A 20,977-nucleotide genomic window follows, 5' to 3' on the forward strand; every position below is an offset into this window, starting at 1 on the left:
TATTTTAGGTTAAGGATACAAACCTACAAAAATTTAATTAATAATAAAACAGATAGCTTAAATCTACTTTTTAATATCTAAGTTTATTATTCGAACAAGTTCATCTACAGCTTCGTTCTCTGGTATATTTTGTAAAACCTGTTCTTTGCCCTTGTAAATATTTACTTTCCCTTTTCCGGCACCAACGTATCCGTAATCAGCATCAGCCATTTCTCCGGGACCGTTAACTACACAACCCATGACTGCAATTTTTAAACCTTTAAATTGTTTGGTTGCTGCCATAACATCGTTCACTGCTTTTTCAATGTCAAACAGGGTTCTCCCGCAGGACGGACATGAAATATACTCTGTTTTTGTGATTCTTGCTCTGCTAGCCTGAAGTATAGAATATGCAATTGAAATAATATTTTCTTTATTTTCTTTATTTGTCCCGTATATCCATAAACCGTCAATTCTACCATCTGCAAATAATCCACCTGCAATTATTGAGAGTTTATAAAGAATGTCTTCATCCGAAAGATTTTTAACATTAAATTTTAATACAACAGGCTTAAAGTTCTTGTTTTTATCAAAATCGACAATTGTTTTGCGAATAGAATATAGATTACTATTCTCAATAAGATTAATATTACATAAATCTATATCCTGAATATTGTTAATGTCTGGTTTGGTTATGTTTTCATCAGTAAAATCAGTATAAATAAATATGGGTGAGTTTTTACCGCCAATCTGATTTACAGCATTAGTATGTCTTTTGTTAAATTCGAATGGACTAAAATTCCAATTATGGTTTTCAGCATTTAAACTTTCTTTAATAATCTTATTTGTTTCGTTTACTATAGCTTTTGCAACTGGAATCTCTTTTTCAGGTGCTTCTGTTAAAGATACTCTAACAGTATCGCCAATTCCTTCTGCTAAAAGTAATCCAATACCGATAGATGATTTAATTCTTCCATTCTCACCAAGTCCTGCTTCGGTAACTCCTAAGTGAACAGGATAATTAAGACCTGTTTCATTCATTTTATGAACCAGAAGTCGGTTTGTATGAATCATGGTAAGCGGATTACTCGCTTTCATTGAAAGAACTAAATTGTGAAAATTCTCGGCATTACAAATCTCAATAAATTCCATAGCAGAAGCAACCATTCCTTCTGGAGTATTTCCGTATCTGCTTATCATTCTCCACGATAAAGACCCATGATTTATTCCAATTCTTATTACGGTATTATTTTCTTTGCAGATTTTGAGAAGTGGTAAAAGCTTTTCGTGAATTTTTTCTTTTTCAAATAAAAATTCTTTTTCGGTAAAATCAATTTTTTTTGCAGACTTTGAAATGTCTGTATAATTGCCTGGGTTTATTCTAACTTTTGAAATAATTTGTGCTGCAATTTCTGCTACTTTTGGATTGTAATGAACATCGGCAATAAGTGGAATCTCAATATTTTTATTTTTTAATTCTTTAATAATGTTGGGAAGATTTTCTGCTTCTTTAATTCCCTGAACGGTTAATCTAACATAGTCTGAACCTGCAGTATAAATTCTCGAAATTTGTTCAACTGTAGTTTTGGTATCAAGAGTGTTTGTGTTTGTCATTGTTTGAAAGCGAATAGGGAACTCACCTCCTAAAGGAATTCCACCAACATTTACAACTCTGGTTTTAAAGCGCGAATATGAATTATATGGTTGAGAAAAATCAAACATTTTATAAAAATAAAGAAACAAAGGTATATCTAAAAGTTAAAAGTTCATAAGCGGCTATTTGTAAAGTTTGATGATTTATTGCTTAGTTGTTGATTTATATCAGATTTATTCAAATTATTAATCATTTTGCAATAACCTTTCTCAATTGTATCTTTACACTTTAAATTTTAATTGATGGAAACTAATTCTTTAGATTATTTTGCTCATGAAACTGCTGTTATTGATGATGGTTGTAGCATTGGTAAGGGTACAAAAATCTGGCATTTTAGTCATATTATGTCAAACTGTAAGATTGGCGAAAAATGTAATATTGGTCAGAATGTAGTTGTTTCACCTGAAGTTATTCTCGGAAATAACGTTAAAATTCAGAATAATGTAAGCATTTATACAGGTGTAATTTGCGAAGACGATGTTTTTCTTGGCCCATCTATGGTTTTTACCAATGTAATTAATCCAAGAAGTGCTGTAATTCGTAAAGATGAATACAAAAAGACTCATGTAAAAAAGGGTGCAAGTATTGGAGCTAATTCAACAATTGTATGTGGAGTTACTCTGGGAGAGTTTTGTTTTATTGGAGCTGGCGCGGTTGTTATAAAAGATGTTAAGCCATTTTCTTTGGTTGTTGGAAATCCTTCGCGTCATGTTGGCTGGATGAGTGAATTCGGACATCGTTTAATTTTTAACGAGGAAGGAATTGCCATTTGCCCTGAAAGTAAAGCAAAATACCGCTTGATAAATAATGAAGTAAATAAAATTGCAGAATAATGAGTCAGCCTAAAAATTTCTCTTTAATTGGTGTTGCCGGATACATTGCCGCCCGTCATGTTGGCGCTATAAAAGAAACGGGAAACAGACTGGTTGCAACTTTAGATAAATTTGACAGTGTTGGTTTTTTAGATAATTATTTTCCGGAAGCTGATTTTTTTACAGAGTTTGAACGCTTTGACAGACATACCGAGAAACTTAAAAGAGCAGGAACCAAAATAGATTTTGTTAGTATTTGTTCTCCTAATTTTTTACATGATTCTCATATTCGTTTTGCTTTGAGAAGTGGTTCCGATGCAATATGTGAAAAGCCACTGGTACTAAATCCATGGAATATTGATGCTTTAACCGAGTTAGAAAAAGAAACAGGAAATAAGGTAAATACTATATTGCAATTACGTCTTCATCCATCAATTATTGCATTGAAAAAACAAATTGAAGATTCTCCAAAAGACAAAATATTTGATGTTGATTTAAGCTATATAACCAGTCGTGGAAACTGGTACGATTTTTCGTGGAAAGGCGATATTCAGAAGTCAGGTGGAATAGCAACCAATATTGGGATACACTTTTTTGATATGCTTACCTGGATTTTTGGTCCGGTAAAAGATAACAAATTGCACATTTCGCAGAAAGATAAAGCTGCCGGATTTTTACAGTTAGAAAAAGCAAGAGTTAGATGGTTTTTAAGTATTGATTATAATGATATTCCTGCTGAAGTAAAAGCAAAAAACCAAAGAACATTTCGATCAATAACTGTTGAAGGAAAAGAGATTGAATTTAGTGGAGGGTTTACCGACTTACATACTTTAAGTTATCAGTCAATTATTGAGAATAATGGTTTTGGACTTTCCGATGCCAGAACTTCTGTTGAAACAGCATATAATATCAGAAATGCATCTCCAATTGGACTTGTTGGAGATTATCATCCAATTTGTAAAAACATTTAACAAAATATATTAGCAATGTATAAGAAAATTGTTGACAAAAAAACTAAGATTTCCATTATTGGATTAGGTTATGTAGGATTACCAATTGCATTAGAGTTTGCAAAAAAAGTTTCTGTGATTGGCTTTGATATTCGCGAAGATAGAGTTAAGCTTATGAAAAAAGGAATAGATCCAAGTAACGAACTTCCTTCGTCTGCATTTAAAGGATGCGACATAAGTTTTACCAGTAATCCTAATGATTTAAAAGGAGCTTCTTTTCATATTGTTGCGGTTCCTACTCCAATAGATAATCATAATTTACCAGATTTAACTCCTGTAATTAGCGCAACAACTGCAGTTGGCAAAATTCTAAAAAAAGGAGATTATGTGGTTTACGAATCTACAGTATATCCTGGTTGTACAGAAGAGGATTGTGTTCCGGTATTAGAAAAAATGTCGGGATTAAAATTCATGAAAGATTTTAAAGTTGGATATTCTCCCGAAAGAATTAATCCCGGAGATAAAGATCATACTTTAACATCAATCAAAAAAGTTGTTTCGGGATGCGATAAAGAATCTGCTGAGACTGTTGCCAAAGTTTATGAACTGGTCGTAAAAGCAGGTGTTCACCGAGCATCAACAATTAAAGTTGCAGAAGCTGCAAAAATTATAGAAAATACTCAGCGCGATGTTAACATTGCTTTAATGAATGAGCTTTCAATTATTTTTAACCGAATGGGAATTAATACATATGAAGTACTTGAAGCAGCCGGAACAAAATGGAATTTCCTGAAATTTTATCCAGGTTTGGTTGGTGGACATTGTATAGGTGTTGATCCTTATTACTTAACTTATAAAGCAAAGGAATTCCGTTATCACTCAAAGGTGATTGATGCCGGTAGATTTGTAAATGATTCAATGGGTTTTTATATTGCAAAACAAACTGTAAAAAAACTTATTGCAACTGGCAAAAATGTTTTAAATGCTAAGGTTCTTGTAATGGGAATAACATTTAAGGAAGATGTTAGCGATTTAAGAAACTCAAGAGTTGCAGACGTTGTTACAGAACTTGTATCGTATGGTGTAAAAGTTGATGTTGTCGATCCACATGCAGATAGCGATGAGTTAAAACATGAATATGGATTTGGTCTTGCTAAAAAAACACGAACAGATTATGATGCAGTAATTGTAGCTGTTTCGCATAAAGAATATATTAAATTATCAGAATCTTATTTTAAAGGAATTACCACAGGCAAGGATGCAATACTTGTAGATGTAAAAGGCATTTATCGTGGTAAAATGAAAGGATTTAATTACTGGAGTTTGTAAAAATGGCAAAAAAAATATTAGTTACCGGAGGTACCGGATACATTGGCTCGCACACAGTAGTTGAACTTCTTCAGAAAGATTATGAAGTGTTTATTGTTGATAATCTTTCAAATTCACATATGTCGGTATTGGAAGGGATTGAAAAAATAACAGGAAAAAAACCCCATTTTACAAAACTTGATTTAACTGATAAATTTGCAACTGAAAAATATTTTAACAACCATCACGATTTGGATGCTGTTATACATTTTGCTGCGCTTAAATCAGTAAACGAATCTGTTGCAGATCCTTTAAGATATTACAAAAATAATCTAGAGTCACTTGTAAATTTATTGCATAGCATGATTGAAAAGGAAATTCCTTCTTTGGTTTTTTCTTCATCGTGTACTGTATACGGGCAACCTGATAAGCTACCTGTGAACGAACAGGCGCCATTAAAAAAACCTGCTTCGCCATATGGGAAAACAAAACAAATTGCAGAAGAAATCCTGCAAGATACTATTCAAGCTGCTGACTTTTTAAAAGTAATTGCACTTAGGTATTTTAATCCAATTGGTTCGCATCAATCAGCTTTTATCGGAGAGTTGCCTATAGGTGTTCCTAATAATCTGGTTCCTTTTATTACTCAGACTGCTGCTGGAATTAGAGAACAGCTTAAGGTTTTTGGTGATGATTATAACACTCAGGATGGGACTTGTATTAGAGATTACATAAATGTTGTTGACCTTGCTAAAGCACATGTAGTTTCTGTTGACAGATTAATTAATAATAAATCGAAAGAGCATTTTGAGATATTTAATTTAGGCACAGGTAAAGGATATTCAGTATTAGATACAATAAAATCTTTCGAAAAAGTATCTGGTAAAAAGCTTAATTATGTTATTGTTGATCGTCGCCCCGGAGATATAGAACAGGTTTGGGCTGACGTTACCAAGGCGAATGAGATATTAGGGTGGAAAACAGAAAAAAATCTTGATGAAACTATGCTTTCAGCATGGAATTGGGAAAAAAAATACCGTGGAATTAAAGAATAAATAAGGATGAAAAAAAACATTTTAATAACTGGTGGTGCCGGATTTATTGGCTCTCATGTGATAAGAAATTTTGTAAATAAATATCCTGATTACAATATTGTTAACTTTGATTTGTTAACTTATGCAGGTAATCTGGAAAATCTTACAGATGTTGATAGTAAAGAAAACTATACTTTTGTTAAAGGCGACATTTGTGACGATACACTTTTAACAACATTATTTGATAAATATAAATTTGATGGAGTTATTCATCTAGCAGCAGAATCACATGTTGATCGTTCTATTACTGACCCTATGTCATTTATCAGAACAAATATTGTAGGAACCGTAACATTATTGAATGTGGCTCGAAATGCGTGGAAAGATAACTGGGAAGGACATCGTTTTTATCATATTAGTACTGATGAGGTATATGGTTCTCTTGGTAGTGAAGGATTTTTCTATGAAGATACACCTTACGATCCTCGTAGTCCGTATTCAGCATCAAAAGCAAGTAGCGATCATCTTGTAAGAGCATATAATCATACCTATGGTATGCCTGTTGTTATTTCAAATTGTTCAAATAATTACGGGCCAAATCAATTTCCCGAAAAATTACTACCACTGATTATTAATAATATTAAAAATAATAAACCTCTTCCTGTTTATGGAAAAGGAGAAAACATTCGAGACTGGCTTTATGTTGAAGATCATGCCCGTGCAATTGATTTAATTTTTCATCAGGGTAAAACAGGTGAGACATATAATATTGGTGGTGGTAACGAATGGACAAATATTAAATTGGTTAATAAGTTATGTGAAATAATGGATGGTAAATTACACAGAGAAGCCGGTACATCTGCTAAACTTATTACTTATGTAAAAGATCGTGCTGGTCATGATTTGCGTTATGCAATAGATTGTAAGAAACTAGAATCAGAATTAGGCTGGACTCCTACAGTTACTTTTGACGAGGGGTTAGAAAAAACTGTAAACTGGTATTTGGAAAATATTAACTGGATGCAAAATGTTTTATCTGGTGATTATGAAAAGTATTACCATAATCAATATCAAAAAAGATAGAGTAAATGATAAAAGGAGTTAAATACATTGTATTATTAATATTGTTATCGACATTTACAAAGCAAGTAAGTGCCGAGAGTATTTCTCCTTCTGATACTATATGGGTTGTTGTTCCTGATTCTATGCAGTGTGTTTCGATAGAGGATATTAAAGAATGGCCGCAATATGTAAAAATCGGAAAAAAGAATATTAAAAACCCGGTGTACGTTGTTGCTGAAGATGTTGTCGGTAAAGATAAAGCAACAGCAATAGTGTTAACATTACTTACAGGTCCCCTGGGTGGGCATAGACTTTATTTGGGAACAACTCCTATTGTGCCAGTTGTTTATGCCTGTACGCTTGGCGGTGGAATTGGGGTATTGCCATTTATTGATTTAGTTGTTATTTGTTTTTCAAAAGATATCAGTCGTTTTGAAAATAACGATAAAATATTTATGTGGGCAAAATAGACTCAATTAAGTTCTTGTTACAAAAAGTGTAATTGTAATAATTCAAAAAAAGTTTCGGACACATTATGCCCGAAACTTTAAAAAATATCTTTACTCTGTTTTTATAAACTTTAAAAATGAAGTATTGTTTTTACTGATTAGTTTTACAAAATAAACTCCTGGCGTATAGTTTCTCATATCAATTAATTGAAGGCTATTTCCAATAGTTAATGAGAGGTCTTTATTAAAAACAAGTTCACCAATGTTATTGTAAATATTAATAGAGATGTCGTTGTTATTATATGTTGTTATAGATAAATTGAAATTATCCTTTACCGGATTAGGAAATAAACTTAAATTAAAATCCGATTTTGAATTGTAAATGCCAGTATTTAATAATACTTCTACAGTGTCGATTATTGTACATCCATTTGCGTCTGTTGCTGTTACATGATATAGTCCGGCAACTAAATTTATTGCTGTAGCAGTAATCTGTGTTAATGGATCATCCCATATATAAGTATATGTTGGGATTCCTCCGGATACTACTATTGTTGCTGTTCCATTTCCTGTTCCGTTATCGTCATTTGAAGAAATTGTACTTATTAGTTGAGGAGGTTCATTAATTGTAACAAAAGTAACGGTATAACATGAATTAGCATCTGTAATAGTTACAATACAGCTTCCTGCACAAAGATTTGTTGAATTAGCCGTTATTTCGCCATTGCACCATAGATACGTATATGCGGGAGTTCCACCGGTTGCGTTCAGAGTTGCAGTGCCGTCGCAAAATCCATTGCAAGATACATTTGTTGTAACAACGTTTACAAATAATTGGGATGGCTGAGTAATGGTAACGCAGCCTGTGGCAGTACAAAAATTAGCGTCAGTAACTGTATAGCAATATACTCCTGCACATAATCCTGTCAATGGATTACTATTGGCAACATTACTCCATAAATACATATATGGTGCAGTACCTCCGGTTACATTCAGTGTTGCAGTTCCGTCACAAAGACCAAAACAGGAGACATTTGTTGATGTTACTGAAACATTAAGAGCTGCAGGTTGTGTAATTGTAACTGATGTTACTGCAGTGCATGCATTAGCATCAGTTATGGTAGCAAAATAATTGCCAGCACATAATCCGTTTATAGTACTTGTACTTAAATTAACATTATTAAAAGAGACGCCATTGCTCCAATTAATTGAATAAGGAGTTGTTCCGCCTATCATTGTAATTGTTGCTGTTCCATTACATGCTCCATTACACGTTACAGGTGTTTGTGATGTTACAGAAACAGTAAGTGCTGCGGGTTGTGTGATAATAACAGATGTAGTTGCTGTTGCTCCGTTAGCGTCAGTAACTGTTAATCCATAAGTTCCTGCACACATAGCAGATGGATTTGTTCCAACAGGACTCCAATTGTATAAATATGCCGGTACACCACCTGATGGTGTTACTGTTGCAGTTCCGTTACATAACCCGTTACATGTTACATTTGTATGTGTTGTGCTAATTGTTAGTAGTAATGGTTGTGAAATAACTGCACAGCCAGTTGCAGTACATCCTTGCGAGTCAGTAACTGTTACACAATATGTGCCTGCACATAAATTGGTTATTGTACTAGTTACAGCACCTATACTCCATAATAATGTATAGCCAGGAGTGCCACCTGATAGTGAGACAGTAGCTGTACCGGTACATTGTCCATTAATCAGAACATTTGTATGAGAAACGGAAACAGTAATTGCAGCTGGTTGAGAAATTGTTACTGAACCCGTGGCAGAACATCCGTTTGCATCAATTACAGTCGGACTATAGGTTCCAGGGCATAAATTTGTTATTGTTGGAGTGGTTGATAAATTACTCCACAAGTATGTTAAAGGCACAGTGCCTCCTGAAGCAGAAACAGTGGCAGTGCCATTACAAGCTCCATTACAAGTGATATTTGTACTGGAAATAGTTATGGTTGGATTTGCGTTAACCACTAAAGCAATAATACCTGAGGTAGCAGTACCGAATGTGTTTGTAACAACACATGTATAATTTCCGGTATTCGAAACTTGTGCAGAAGGAATAGTATAGGAACTTGAATTTGCACCTGTAATGTCAACTCCATTATATTTCCATTGATACAATAAAGTTGGGTCGCCTGTTGCTGTAATTGATAAAATCACAGTACTTCCCTGACAAACCGGAGAAATCGGTGATAGCGGTTGTATAGTTGGAGGAATTCCATAGTCAATGACTAACTGAGGAGGTGCATTAACCCATTCTCTGGGTCTGAAAACTATATTATCGTTAAAAATATTTCCAATCATCATACTGTCATTATCGTTAATGCTGACACCAGACATATTTGGAGCCATTGTTGGATCGTCAACATCTTTTAACATAACTGAGAAGAAAGTATGTGGTGCCTGAAAATCAACATTCAAATATGGTTTAATATCTATGGTCTCTGCCCATCCGGCGGTGGTTCCAAAACCGGATAACTGAACTGTTGTATCTGCCAGATATATCAATTGCCATAAAACTTTATTACTGTCTCCCTCAAGCCATGTTTGATTTGTATAATGTACAATTCTTAAATCGCCATCCCAGGATGGTGAAGTATTTGTTACAAATGCGCGAAGCTTAGTTGAAGTTATAACCGCATCGCTTGGAATAGATGTTATATTGAATTTAAGAAAAGAGTTTTTCCCCATTCCTCCGCCATAGGTTACAACATAACAATCTGAAACAGGATTTAATACAAGGGTATGTTGGGAATAACCCATTAGGGAAATTGTGATAACATACAGAAAGAGTAAGATTTTTTTCATAATTATTATAGTTAAGTTAGTTATATTGATACTCGTTGTTACTTTTATAAAATTGATTAGTATAAATAAAAAATATTTTATATAAAACAGTAAAATATTTTCGATCTCAGGTAAAAGACGAAAAGAATAAAATAGGGTTGCTATTTATAAATGTTTTTTGATGAAAGTACTTTTCTTGTTAAAGGAGAAATTACTTTATTCGCTAGCTGTGAAAAGAGAATATTATCGATGAACTATTTATTATCATCCGCATTCCATTCTGCGTAAGAAGTAGCTGTTTCGTATAATTTAATACTATATAATTTAATCTTTTCAGGGAGTAATTTTTTAATTCTTTCTGCAAAGTCAATTACCATATTTTCGCATGTTGGTTGGTATGGCATCAAAAAATGACGTTCAAACATTTGTCCGGTCTCAAGTAAAGGCTTATAGTTTGATTTTTCGCTAACCACTAATGAGTGATCCATATCAGTAACTATTACAGAATTAACAATCTTTTTTAAATCGCCAAAGTCCATTACCATGCCATATTTTACATCGTTTTCGTTAGAATTTGGTTCGCCAATAATTGTTACATATAAAATATAACTATGTCCGTGAATATTTTTACAAAGCCCATCATAATTCCAAAGAGCGTGAGCCATTTCAAACTTAAATTCTTTTGTAACTCTAACTAATGCCATGACAATGTTTTTTAATGAATAAAAACTAATTTTGACAAATTTTTATAAAGATATGAAATAAGCAATAAAAAATAGTCACATGAAAAAATTTAAATTATTGTTTTTAATTCTTGTTTTGTTTAATTCTATTACCCTTTTTTCTCAGCAACTCAATGTTGATTCAACCATTGCAAAACCACAAATTAAACAAAAATTGTTTGGAAATATTTTTACAGGATTTTATTATGGATTAAATGAAAATCTGTTACCTCGTCAGGCATTTGAAATTAGTACTGCTCTTTTAGGCTATCAGGTAGAAATTGATAATAAAGTAAAAGCTACATTAATTTATGATGTAACAAAAACTACAAGTGATATTTCAGTTAAAGATACTTCAAATAATTCTTTAGAAGTTAACTACTTTAAAGGAAGTGACTACACAGCATTTCTAAAACAGGCACAAATTGACTGGGCTTTTGCAAAAAACTTTGAATTTTCTGTAGGTCAGTTGTTAAATCAGCAATATTTAACATTGCAGGATAAGTTCTGGGGTTACAGGTATGTTGCTTATACTTTTCAGGAAAAATATAAATTTGGTTCTCCTGCTGATTTTGGTGCAAGAGTAACCTGGAGAAAACCAGATAAGCTTAATGTTAGTATTGGTGCGGTAAATGGTGACGGGGCGTTTTATAAACAAGATTCAAAGGGACTTCTGTTATATAATGTTAATGTGGAGTTTTTTCCTGTTAAAAATTTAACGTTAAAGTTTTTTTATGATATAAGTCCTGATGGGTATTTACCGGCAAGAATGGTATACTCTGGTTTTGTAGGTTATAAAACTGAAAAGTGGAGAGTAGGAGCTGAATATAATCAGCTTATTCATCCAAATTATTTAATGGATAAATATTATAGTGGAATGTCTGTTTATAGCGGTGTTAAAATTTATCAAAAACTTGAAGTTATTGCAAGATATGATTTTATTGAAAGATCGGCATTGTTAAAGGATAACAGCCAGTTTGCAATTTTAGGTTTACAGTACGAACCTGCAAAAAACTTTTTTATATCAGTAAATGGCAGAATGCTTAATCCTGCAGAGATTTATCAGATATACGTAAATTTTGGAATCAAATTTTAATTGATTGTGCACTTTGAAATACACTCAATAATTTCTGATAATCTATCGTGTTTTAAAAAATAGAAAGTGTTTTTTCCTTTTCGTTTTGAAGTAAGTACACCTTTACTTTTTAATATACCTAAATGATGAGATGTTGTAGATTGTTCTATGCTTAATAACTCATGTATCTCAGTTACGGTTAAAAGTTTTCCATCCTCTAATAATCCAAGTATTGCAATTCTCATTGGGTGTGCAATTGCTTTAAGCATTTCAGAAGCAGAGTTAAGTTGCTCAACGTTAAGGTATTTAACTTTAGTAGTCATATTGATTATATTATATTAGTAAGAATCCAATTATATAAATATGTATTACCTATAAATATGATAATTATCATACGCATAACTTGTTTTTCAGCACTTTTATGCTATTTTACTTATATGTTAACATATTTATAAAACTCGATATGTAAAGTTGAAACAAAATTTCATTAAAAAATAATTTTTAGCCAACGATTTTAAAGAAATAACTATATTTGATGAAGAACTTTTATGGTATCATTAAATCAAATTAAGGCTCCTGTAAAGGACGAGTTAGGTGAGTTTGAAAGCTACTTCCGTAATTACGTGAAAAGTAATGTTGCGTTATTAAACATTATTACACGTTATGTTTTAAAAAGTAAGGGCAAACAAATGCGACCATTACTTGTTTTTTTAACAGCAAAACTTATCGGAAAAGTTAATCCTTCAACATTTCATGCAGCTTCATTAATCGAATTAATGCATACTGCAACACTTATTCACGATGATGTTGTTGATGAATCTTATCAGAGAAGAGGATTTTTATCTGTAAATGCTCTTTGGAGAAATAAAATATCAGTACTAATTGGCGATTATTTGCTCGCAAAAGGACTTTTGTTAGCTGTTGATAATTCAGAATTTGAATTGCTTAGAACTGTTTCTGATGCTGTAAAAGAAATGAGTGAGGGAGAATTATTGCAGATTGAAAAAGCAAGAAAGCTTGATATAAATGAAGATTTATATTTTGAAATAATCAGAAAGAAAACCGCAATGCTTATTTCTGCAAGTTCTGTTGGAGGGGCACAATCGGCAGGAGCTTCCAAAGAAGATGCAATGAAAATGAAAACTTTTGGCGAATATTTAGGTATTGCTTTTCAGATTAAAGACGATCTTTTTGATTATTCAGCAGGAAATAAAACCGGGAAACCAGCAGGAAATGATATCAGAGAAAAGAAAGTAACCTTACCACTTATATTTGCTTTAAGACAATCATCAAGCAGCGAGAAAAGAAAAATTTTAAAAATAGTTGCATCAAAAGAACCCGGAAATTCAGGATTAAATACTGTTGTGGAATTTGTTAAAATTAATGGTGGTTTCGACTATGCAGTAAGTAAAATGGAAGAGTATAAAAATAAAGCGATTGATATTTTAAATACTTTTCCTGAAAATGACGCCAGAACCGCTTTACAGGAATTTGTTATTTACGCAACAAATAGAGATAAATAATTAAAATAAACTCCTTCAATAAAAGTTCTTTATATTAAAATTTTAATATGAAAATAAATAAATATTCTCTTGCAGTATTAATTCTGTTGCTTTCATATAATTTAAGTTTTTCGCAACAATTAACACCAACAGAAACTAAAGCACTTTTAGAAGTTTCTGTAACAAATTTCTCGGGCAAGCCACTGCCAAAAGAAATAATTGATTTTGTTGGTAAAAAAAATAAAACACCTTTAACCGTAACAACAGATAAAGATGGTAAAGCCAAAGTTCTCTTGCCGGAGGGTGATATTTATGATGTAAAATACCGTGATTTTATGGAACAGGTAAACTATACGCAGGTTGACATTCCTACAGAATTAGGGGCATTAACATACCAGTTAGATATAAAATTTGAACCTGAAAAAGTATTTACTCTTAAAGATGTTCATTTTGAAACTGCAAAAGCAACATTAACTTCAAATTCTTTTGCATCATTAAATGATCTTGTTGGTGCTTTAAAAGCCAATCCAACAATGGTAATTGAGATTGCAGGACATACTGATAATGTTGGTACTGACGAAACAAATAATACCCTTTCTCAGGAAAGAGCAAATTCTGTAATGAAATATCTGATATCAAAAGGTATAGCCGCAAACAGAGTTAGTGCAAAGGGTTATGGCTCATCGCAATCAGTTGCTTCAAATAAAGATGAAGCCGGCAGGCAACAAAATAGAAGGACAGAAGTAAGGATAATAAAGGAATAACTTATATCCACTAATATAACAGAATAAATACAACTTAATATTATTAATAAATCTGTACTAATATTGTTCTTTTTTCAATAAAATGATACATTTGTGAAAATTCTTTTAATTTTTAAAAGACTTAATGATTTCAGGAAAAAAAATTATTGTTGTAATGCCTGCATATAATGCAGAGAAAACTCTGGAAACTACATTCAGAGAAATTCCTTTTGATATTGTTGATGATGTAATTGTTGTTGATGATGCAAGCAAAGACAATACTTTTGAGGTTGCAAAAAAAATAGGAATTAATCATGTAATTAAGCACGAAAAAAATAAAGGTTACGGAGGTAATCAAAAAACCTGTTACGACACTGCGTTAGATTTAGGTGCAGATATAGTAATTATGGTACACCCCGATTACCAGTACACACCTAAGCTTATTCCATCTATGAGTTATTTGTTGTCTGATGGACTTTTTCACGTTGTGATGGGATCAAGAATTTTAGGGAAAGGTGCTTTAAAAGGAGGGATGCCATTATATAAATATTTTTTTAACAGAATTCTTACTTTTTCACAGAACTTTATTATCGGACAAAAGCTTTCCGAGTACCACACAGGTTACAGAGCATTTACCAAAGAGGTTTTGCAAAAAATAAATTATCATGCAAATTCTGACGATTTTGTTTTTGATAATCAGATGTTGGCTCAGATTTTTTATGCAGGATATGAAATTGCTGAAATAACCTGCCCAACAAAATATTTTACCGATGCTTCCTCAATAAATTTCAGTCGTAGTTTTAAATATGGCTTAGGTGTTTTGGGAACCTCATTTAAATACAGATTTCAAAAAATGGGGTTAGCAAATTATTCTATTTTCAAAAAAGTTTAAATGTCTGAAAACACTAATATTAAAAGCATTTGCGGATACTGTAAAAGTGTAGAGAGTGAAGTTCAGTATAGCACTTTTGATATTTTTGATAACAAATTTACAATAAATAAATGCAAAGCTTGTAACGCTTATTATTTGGCTCCGCGCCCTACGCCAGAACAAATTGCACAGGCATATGATTCCTCATATTATGGTGAAAAGGAAGAAAAATTTTCTTCACCCATGGTTGAGAAAGTTCTTGATTATTTCAGGTCGGGAAGGGCGCGTAGGGTAAGTAAATATTTAAATAGCGGCGCAAAGATTCTTGATGTTGGTTGTGGCAATGGAAGGTTTTTAAAGTATTTGTTAAACTACGGTTCTTTTGAATTATATGGAACCGAAATGGAAGGAAATAGTGCAAAAAGAGCTTCAAGAATAAAAGAAATAAATCTTAAAACAGGAGCATTAAATTCTGATGATTTTCAGAATGACTTTTTTGATGCGATCTCATTATTTCATGTGTTTGAGCATCTTGCGGAGCCAAAAGAAACTTTGGAAACAATTAGCAAAATAGTTAAACCAGGTGGTGTGGCAGTATTTTCTTTTCCAAATATTGCAAGTTTTCAGGCAAAATATTTTAAGGGAAAGTGGTTGCATTTAGATCCACCACGTCATTTATTCTTTTTTAACCCTAAGGATTTTATTAAATTAATGAACAATTATGGGTTTTCAGTTATTTCAAAGCATAATGTTTCGTTTGAACAGAACCCTTTTGGAATGGTTCAAAGTTTATTGAATCTCACAACAAAAAAACGTGAAGTTTTATTTGAATCGCTAAAAGGAAATAAAAACTATATAAAAGAGTATTCAAAAATCAATATCCTTTTTCAGAAACTATTCTTTGCTTTTACTATGCCTTTTTTTGCATTTAGCGATCTTATTGCTGCAATGTTTGGAAAATCTGCAACTATCGAGATTAGTTTCAGAAAAAATCATAAAGTGTAATTTGTCATTCATTTTTGCTACATTTATTTTTTACTTTGTATTAAACATTATTGTATGAATAAAGGTAGAGATTCAAAGCCACATATTGGTATTTACGGCAGAAGAAATAACGGAAAAAGCTCATTAATAAATTGCCTTACCGGTCAGGATATTGCAATAGTATCTGATATTGCTGGAACTACAACCGACCCTGTAAAAAAGTCGTATGAAATTACAGATTTTGGTCCGGTTATATTAATTGATACCGCAGGTATTGACGATATTGGGCAAATAGGCGAAAAAAGAATTTCAAAAACTTTAGCCACAATAAAAACTATTGATCTGGCATTATTAATTGTAGCCGAAAATATATTTGATGATTTTGAATTAAAATTAATAGAAGAATTTAATAAATATGATATTCCGTACATTGTTATTTATAATAAAGTGGACGTTGTTAAACCAACAAAAGAATATCTTGGAAAATTACAGGAATTAACAAAACAAAGTGTAATAAAATTTTCTGCCAAAGACCCTGAAAATATAGATGAAATATTGAACCAGATAAGAATTGCTGTTCCCGAAAATGCTTTTAAAATAAAACCTTTATTCGAGGGACTTGTAAATCAGGGCGATTTTGTTTTATTAATTACTCCCGTTGATACAGAGGCACCAGAAGGAAGAATGATTTTACCTCAAATGCAGGCTGTAAGAGGGGTACTTGATAAATATGGAATTTGCATAGTACTTAAAGAAACGGAAGTAGAGTATTTTTTTAAAACAACAAAAATTCCGATAAAACTTGCTGTTACCGACAGTCAACTATTTGGTAAGATAGATAAAATTATCCCCGAAAACATTCCACTTACTGGTTTTAGCGTTTTATTGGCAAGAAATAAAGGCGATTTTGATTCCTACATGCAGGGAACTCCTGAAATAAGCAATCTTAAAGATGGCGACAGAGTTTTAATTCTTGAGTCGTGCTCACATCATGTTACTTGCGATGATATTGGAAGGTTCAAAATCCCAAATTGGTTAAAAAAATTCACTAATAAAAAACTGGAATTTGAAGTTGTTAGCGGTTTAGCCAGTTTCCCCCGCCCGATTAATGAATATGCTTTAGTTGTTCAGTGTGGTGCATGTATGATTACAAATAAGCAACTTAAGAGCAGGTTACAGCAGTTTAAAGATTTGAATATTCCGGTTACAAATTATGGAATGGCGATTGCTTATACAAATGGAATTTATAATAGGGCAATTGAACCCTTTATTAGTTAATAAGTATAAAGCTCAAAGTATAAAGTTAAAAGTATAGAGTTGTTTAGGTGGAGCTCAATTTTTATTAATTTTGTATTTATTCTTATTTCCTATAAGTTTGTCAATAATTTTAAGGAATAAACGTTAAATCATTATGCAAAGAATAGCAATTTTTCCCGGCTCGTTTGATCCAATAACTAAAGGTCATGAATCTGTTGTGAAAAGAGCATTGCCTCTTTTTGATAAAATTATAATAGCAATAGGTGTAAATGCCGAAAAAAAAGATTCGTTTTTTTCACTTGAGAAAAGGATAGAGTGGATTAAACAGACATTTAAAAATGAACCTAATGTTGAGGTAATGGAGTATTCGGGTCTTACTGTCGATTTTTGTAAAAAAATGAATGCAAGATTTATTTTACGTGGATTAAGAACTTCTGCCGATTTTGAATTTGAACGTGCTATTGCACAAACAAATCGCTTTTTAGCAAATAATATTGAAACTATATTTCTTTTGACAACTCCCGAACATACACCAATAAACAGCACAATTGTAAGAGAAGTTTATAAAAATGGAGGAGATGCCAGCTTATTTGTGCCCGATGGAATAATTTTAAAACAGTAAAATGCCACTTACAAAATACATTTTTAGTATATTTTGTTTTTTGTTTGCTGTACAAATATTTGCGCAAAACACATCAGTTTATTTTAATCATAAATCTTATGCCGGTGATAGTATTTATATTGTTACTAAAGCAGATTATATTTCAAATAGTCCGGATACAATTTCTCGTGGAAAGGTAAGCCCCGAAGGTGTTTTTAGTTGTTCTTTAAATTTAAAAAACACTATTTTTGTTAATGTCCCTTTAGATTATTTTAATCTTACATTTTATATAGAGCCTGGAAAAACTTATAATATTCAGTTTCCACCTAAAAAGAAGCTCTCTGTTGCTGATGAACTTAATCCATATTTTGAGCCTGTTGATATTATTCCGGGTATTGAAAATGCAGATTCTTCAGAAATTAATAATGTCATCAGTTTATTTGATGAAGAATATAATAAGTTTCTAGCCAATAGCTTTGTAAAGGCATACTATACAGCAAAAAAATCTTTTGCCGATTCGGCAATTGCATCAATAGAAAAAAAGTTTAAATGGAGTAATAATTTGTTCTTCAATTCATATAAGGAGTATAAGCTAAATTTGTTGAGGTTTATGGCTTATGAGCGTGAAAGCGACTATATTATAAAAGAAACTTTTAATAAAAACCCGTTGTATTTAACAAATACAGCATATATGGAAGCATTTAATCGTGTTTTTGCACATTATTTTTCAGTAGCAGCAACAAAAACATGGGGAGCTAATTTATTTGAAGATATTGCAAAAGCTAAGAGTCCATTTGATATTAAACAAACATTAAGAAAAAATCCGGCTATAACAAATGATACATTAATGGACTTGATTATTCTGAAGGGATTGCATGATGCTTTTTATGACAATATGACTACAGAATACAAGGCATTTCCAAGAAAGCAACTATTAATGACTTTAGATTCTATGGCAATTACTGCTAAGACTGCAGACCTAAAGAAAATTGCAGTTAACATTAAGCAGAAAGTCTTTTATTTAATTTCCGGCTCCGATGCTCCTTCTTTTGCATTATTAACTCAGGATAGCGTAAGAATTAACCTTTCCGAATTAAGAGGAAAGTATCTTTATGTTAATTTTACTGATTTAAGAAGCTATTCAAATGCAAACGAGATGAGCCTTCTGAAAAATATTCTGGCTAAATATTCAAAGAATCTCGATTTGGTAACAATATGTTGTAATGGATCTGTTGCAAAAACAAGAGAGTATTGCAAAACCAATGGATATAGCTGGTATTTTTTAACCCCGGAAAACACAAAAAAGATAAAAAGCCTTTATAACGTTAAGGCTACACCATCATATTTTTTAATTGATCCGTACGGAAAAATAGTTTTGTCGCCTGCACCTGCACCTGATGCAAATTTCGATGGTGTTTTTAATTCTATATTGAGAGGAAGAAACTAATTTAATAAATAGAAGAATAAATTAGTTGCAAACAATGATTGGCAGTATGGCTAGTTTTATAAATATTTTACTTACATTCTAACAATTATGTAAGTGCTATCAATGTAATTATAAATCCACTGACAAATCAAATAATTGAACTAAAACAATAGTGCTTTTATTCTTTTTTATGATAGAAAACTCATAATTATCAAATGTTATTTTTTCCTTAATATTTGGAATTTTACCAAATTTTAAAATTAAATACCCTGCCAATGTTTCATATTGATCATCCTTTGTTATAGGGTGAGGCAATAATTCGTTAATGTCATCAATTGTTGCTGAAGCTAATACGTAAAAAGTATGTTCTGCAATTTTCTCAACAAATGGAATTTCGTTATCATATTCATCTTGAATTTCTCCTACTAATTCCTCTAAAATATCTTCCATTGTAATAATGCCTTCAGTGCCCCCATATTCATTTACAACCAATGCCATCTGTTGATGTTTCATTTGAAATTCATTGAGAAGTTTTCCGATATTTTTTGATTCGGGGATAATAAGAATTTGGCGCATAATACTTCTAATATTTATAGGCTCATTTTTTCGCGTTGCTATTAAAATATCTTTTAAATAAACAACACCTATAACATTATCCAAATTGTCTTCATAGCAAGGAATTCTTGAATAGCTTTCATTAATAATTTTATTAAGTAAAGTTTCGTTAAATTCATTTATATCCAATGCAAATACATTAAGCCTTGGAACCATTATTTGTTTGGCTGTTTGTTCAGAAAAATCGAAAGCATTCTTAATTATTTTGTATTCGGCTTGATCAATCTTGCCATTTTCTTGTCCCTGTTTAACTAAATATTTTAATTCTTCGCTACTGTGAACGTCAGAACCATGTACAGCAGATATTCCAATGATTTTTAGAATTAAATTGGCGATATTGTTTAAAATCCATATTACCGGTTTAAACAAATAAAAGAATATTTGTAATGGGTATGCAATAGCTAGAGTTGTTTTTTCTGAACGCTGAATAGCCAATGACTTTGGAGCAAGTTCTCCAAAAACAATGTGTAAAACAGTAATAATGGCAAACGCAACTGGTAATGCTATGTCATGTGCTAATTCGGGATTGGCAGCAAGACCAAATAAATGCATTATTTTAATGATTATTTTTGATACTACAGGTTCTCCTATCCAACCTAATCCCAAACTGGCAATTGTTATTCCAAGTTGAGTAGCGGCAAGGTAACCATCGAGATGTGTAACAATGTGTTTTGAAAGTACAGCAGTACGATTACCCTTCTTGGCTTTTATTTCTAGTTGTGAAGTACGAACTTTAACAATTGCAAATTCAGCGGCAACAAAAAAACCATTAAGAAATACAAGTAAAAAAGTAATAAGAATATCTAAAATCATTTTTTTCTGCTATAAATACAGTACAAAGTTAATCTAAAAAATAATTTAATGTAGAAAATGTTTAAAGGGGTGGTAGTAAAGCTCGTGCATGGCTTAATTTTTTAGTTAGAATAGTCTTTAAAAAGTTTCTTTAATCAGATTACAAAAAATCTCCCTTTTTTCTTTCTAATACTTCTGTATTTCTTCACAGATGCAATAACATCTTTGAGTTAATTTTAAAATATATTCTACTTTGTAATTTTTTTCGTTTATTATTGTTGGATAGAACTTTATTTTATCAGAATAGGATATTGTCCAAGAATTGTCATCTTT

19 protein-coding genes are annotated in these 20,977 nt (G+C 31.8%); 14 read left to right on the top strand and 5 right to left on the bottom strand.

Going from position 1 to position 20,977, the window contains the following annotated elements; genetic code table 11:
* Nucleotides 1–63: 63 nt before the first annotated feature.
* On the bottom strand, nt 64–1,701 hold the full coding sequence (gene ispG / locus HY951_05875) for a (E)-4-hydroxy-3-methylbut-2-enyl-diphosphate synthase (GenBank protein MBI5539567.1): 1,638 nt from the start codon (nt 1,699–1,701) through the stop codon (nt 64–66).
* A 174-nt stretch (nt 1,702–1,875) separates the two neighbouring features.
* Between ispG and HY951_05880 the strand changes: the two genes are divergently transcribed.
* Genes HY951_05880 through HY951_05905 form a run of 6 tightly spaced genes read left to right on the top strand, consistent with a single transcriptional unit; the run spans nt 1,876 to nt 7,269 of the window.
* Nucleotides 1,876–2,466 (top strand): N-acetyltransferase, encoded by a 591-nt coding sequence (locus HY951_05880; protein ID MBI5539568.1) that lies wholly within the window; start codon nt 1,876–1,878, stop codon nt 2,464–2,466.
* Nucleotides 2,466–3,416, top strand: a complete 951-nt coding sequence (locus HY951_05885; protein MBI5539569.1) for a Gfo/Idh/MocA family oxidoreductase — start codon at nt 2,466–2,468, stop codon at nt 3,414–3,416. The genes HY951_05880 and HY951_05885 overlap by 1 nt, the downstream gene beginning before the upstream one ends.
* Before the next feature lie 15 nt (nt 3,417–3,431).
* The gene (locus HY951_05890; protein MBI5539570.1) at nt 3,432–4,724 is read left to right on the top strand and encodes a nucleotide sugar dehydrogenase; all 1,293 of its coding nucleotides are present in this window, start codon (nt 3,432–3,434) and stop codon (nt 4,722–4,724) included.
* 2 nt (nt 4,725–4,726) lie between these two features.
* Nucleotides 4,727–5,758, top strand: coding sequence for a UDP-glucose 4-epimerase GalE (gene galE, locus HY951_05895; protein ID MBI5539571.1), 1,032 nt, complete (start codon nt 4,727–4,729; stop codon nt 5,756–5,758).
* Between the two features lie 6 nt (nt 5,759–5,764).
* Nucleotides 5,765–6,820 carry a dTDP-glucose 4,6-dehydratase gene (gene rfbB / locus HY951_05900; GenBank protein ID MBI5539572.1) on the top strand — a complete coding sequence of 352 codons (1,056 nt, stop codon included), beginning with the start codon at nt 5,765–5,767 and terminating at the stop codon, nt 6,818–6,820.
* 5 nt (nt 6,821–6,825) lie between these two features.
* The gene (locus HY951_05905) at nt 6,826–7,269 is read left to right on the top strand and encodes a TM2 domain-containing protein (protein ID MBI5539573.1); all 444 of its coding nucleotides are present in this window, start codon (nt 6,826–6,828) and stop codon (nt 7,267–7,269) included.
* A 90-nt stretch (nt 7,270–7,359) separates the two neighbouring features.
* On the opposite strand, the gene HY951_05910 is transcribed toward HY951_05905, so the two are convergent.
* The gene (locus tag HY951_05910; protein MBI5539574.1) at nt 7,360–10,077 is read right to left on the bottom strand and encodes a T9SS type A sorting domain-containing protein; all 2,718 of its coding nucleotides are present in this window, start codon (nt 10,075–10,077) and stop codon (nt 7,360–7,362) included.
* Between the two features lie 233 nt (nt 10,078–10,310).
* Nucleotides 10,311–10,760 (bottom strand): 6-carboxytetrahydropterin synthase, encoded by a 450-nt coding sequence (locus HY951_05915; protein MBI5539575.1) that lies wholly within the window; start codon nt 10,758–10,760, stop codon nt 10,311–10,313.
* A 79-nt stretch (nt 10,761–10,839) separates the two neighbouring features.
* Here HY951_05915 and HY951_05920 point away from each other — a divergent pair, with 79 nt between their 5' ends.
* Entirely contained in the window at nt 10,840–11,874 is a 1,035-nt protein-coding gene (locus HY951_05920) for a hypothetical protein (protein MBI5539576.1), read from the top strand.
* On the opposite strand, the gene HY951_05925 is transcribed toward HY951_05920, so the two are convergent.
* Entirely contained in the window at nt 11,871–12,185 is a 315-nt protein-coding gene (locus HY951_05925; GenBank protein MBI5539577.1) for a helix-turn-helix transcriptional regulator, read from the bottom strand. The two genes, HY951_05920 and HY951_05925, sit on opposite strands and share 4 nt — an antisense overlap.
* A gap of 216 nt (nt 12,186–12,401) precedes the next feature.
* Here HY951_05925 and HY951_05930 point away from each other — a divergent pair, with 216 nt between their 5' ends.
* The 7 genes from HY951_05930 to HY951_05960 all read left to right on the top strand — a co-directional run bounded on the left by HY951_05930 (nt 12,402) and on the right by HY951_05960 (nt 19,258).
* Nucleotides 12,402–13,376, top strand: a complete 975-nt coding sequence (locus HY951_05930; GenBank protein MBI5539578.1) for a polyprenyl synthetase family protein — start codon at nt 12,402–12,404, stop codon at nt 13,374–13,376.
* A gap of 47 nt (nt 13,377–13,423) precedes the next feature.
* A complete protein-coding gene (locus HY951_05935; protein ID MBI5539579.1) occupies nt 13,424–14,119 on the top strand; it encodes an OmpA family protein in 696 nt (231 codons plus the stop codon).
* A gap of 124 nt (nt 14,120–14,243) precedes the next feature.
* Nucleotides 14,244–14,990: a glycosyltransferase family 2 protein gene (locus HY951_05940; GenBank protein MBI5539580.1), complete on the top strand. Its 747-nt coding sequence runs from the start codon at nt 14,244–14,246 to the stop codon at nt 14,988–14,990.
* Nucleotides 14,991–15,974, top strand: a complete 984-nt coding sequence (locus tag HY951_05945; protein MBI5539581.1) for a class I SAM-dependent methyltransferase — start codon at nt 14,991–14,993, stop codon at nt 15,972–15,974. It begins immediately after the preceding gene.
* 54 nt (nt 15,975–16,028) lie between these two features.
* The gene (gene hydF / locus HY951_05950) at nt 16,029–17,231 is read left to right on the top strand and encodes a [FeFe] hydrogenase H-cluster maturation GTPase HydF (protein ID MBI5539582.1); all 1,203 of its coding nucleotides are present in this window, start codon (nt 16,029–16,031) and stop codon (nt 17,229–17,231) included.
* A gap of 133 nt (nt 17,232–17,364) precedes the next feature.
* Nucleotides 17,365–17,832, top strand: coding sequence for a pantetheine-phosphate adenylyltransferase (gene coaD / locus HY951_05955; GenBank protein MBI5539583.1), 468 nt, complete (start codon nt 17,365–17,367; stop codon nt 17,830–17,832).
* Between the two features lies 1 nt (nt 17,833).
* Nucleotides 17,834–19,258, top strand: coding sequence for a redoxin domain-containing protein (locus tag HY951_05960; protein MBI5539584.1), 1,425 nt, complete (start codon nt 17,834–17,836; stop codon nt 19,256–19,258).
* 108 nt (nt 19,259–19,366) lie between these two features.
* Here HY951_05960 and HY951_05965 read toward each other — a convergent pair whose 3' ends face one another.
* Nucleotides 19,367–20,665 (bottom strand): HlyC/CorC family transporter, encoded by a 1,299-nt coding sequence (locus HY951_05965; GenBank protein ID MBI5539585.1) that lies wholly within the window; start codon nt 20,663–20,665, stop codon nt 19,367–19,369.
* Nucleotides 20,666–20,977 lie beyond the last annotated feature (312 nt).

Source organism: Bacteroidia bacterium (assembly GCA_016218155.1).
Classification (GTDB): domain Bacteria; phylum Bacteroidota; class Bacteroidia; order Bacteroidales; family GWA2-32-17; genus GWA2-32-17.

What these genes read in the sequence shown, in the direction of transcription:
- HY951_05920 (MBI5539576.1), top strand. Translation starts at nt 10,840, where the DNA reads ATGAAAAAATTTAAATTATTGTTTTTAATTCTTGTTTTGTTTAATTCT.
- HY951_05940 (MBI5539580.1), top strand. Translation starts at nt 14,244, where the DNA reads ATGATTTCAGGAAAAAAAATTATTGTTGTAATGCCTGCATATAATGCA.
- HY951_05965 (MBI5539585.1), bottom strand. Translation starts at nt 20,665, where the DNA reads ATGATTTTAGATATTCTTATTACTTTTTTACTTGTATTTCTTAATGGT.
- HY951_05915 (MBI5539575.1), bottom strand. Translation starts at nt 10,760, where the DNA reads ATGGCATTAGTTAGAGTTACAAAAGAATTTAAGTTTGAAATGGCTCAC.
- HY951_05960 (MBI5539584.1), top strand. Translation starts at nt 17,834, where the DNA reads ATGCCACTTACAAAATACATTTTTAGTATATTTTGTTTTTTGTTTGCT.
- HY951_05935 (MBI5539579.1), top strand. Translation starts at nt 13,424, where the DNA reads ATGAAAATAAATAAATATTCTCTTGCAGTATTAATTCTGTTGCTTTCA.
- HY951_05885 (MBI5539569.1), top strand. Translation starts at nt 2,466, where the DNA reads ATGAGTCAGCCTAAAAATTTCTCTTTAATTGGTGTTGCCGGATACATT.
- ispG (MBI5539567.1), bottom strand. Translation starts at nt 1,701, where the DNA reads ATGTTTGATTTTTCTCAACCATATAATTCATATTCGCGCTTTAAAACC.
- HY951_05945 (MBI5539581.1), top strand. Translation starts at nt 14,991, where the DNA reads ATGTCTGAAAACACTAATATTAAAAGCATTTGCGGATACTGTAAAAGT.
- hydF (MBI5539582.1), top strand. Translation starts at nt 16,029, where the DNA reads ATGAATAAAGGTAGAGATTCAAAGCCACATATTGGTATTTACGGCAGA.
- HY951_05910 (MBI5539574.1), bottom strand. Translation starts at nt 10,077, where the DNA reads ATGAAAAAAATCTTACTCTTTCTGTATGTTATCACAATTTCCCTAATG.
- rfbB (MBI5539572.1), top strand. Translation starts at nt 5,765, where the DNA reads ATGAAAAAAAACATTTTAATAACTGGTGGTGCCGGATTTATTGGCTCT.
- galE (MBI5539571.1), top strand. Translation starts at nt 4,727, where the DNA reads ATGGCAAAAAAAATATTAGTTACCGGAGGTACCGGATACATTGGCTCG.
- coaD (MBI5539583.1), top strand. Translation starts at nt 17,365, where the DNA reads ATGCAAAGAATAGCAATTTTTCCCGGCTCGTTTGATCCAATAACTAAA.
- HY951_05905 (MBI5539573.1), top strand. Translation starts at nt 6,826, where the DNA reads ATGATAAAAGGAGTTAAATACATTGTATTATTAATATTGTTATCGACA.
- HY951_05880 (MBI5539568.1), top strand. Translation starts at nt 1,876, where the DNA reads ATGGAAACTAATTCTTTAGATTATTTTGCTCATGAAACTGCTGTTATT.
- HY951_05930 (MBI5539578.1), top strand. Translation starts at nt 12,402, where the DNA reads ATGGTATCATTAAATCAAATTAAGGCTCCTGTAAAGGACGAGTTAGGT.
- HY951_05890 (MBI5539570.1), top strand. Translation starts at nt 3,432, where the DNA reads ATGTATAAGAAAATTGTTGACAAAAAAACTAAGATTTCCATTATTGGA.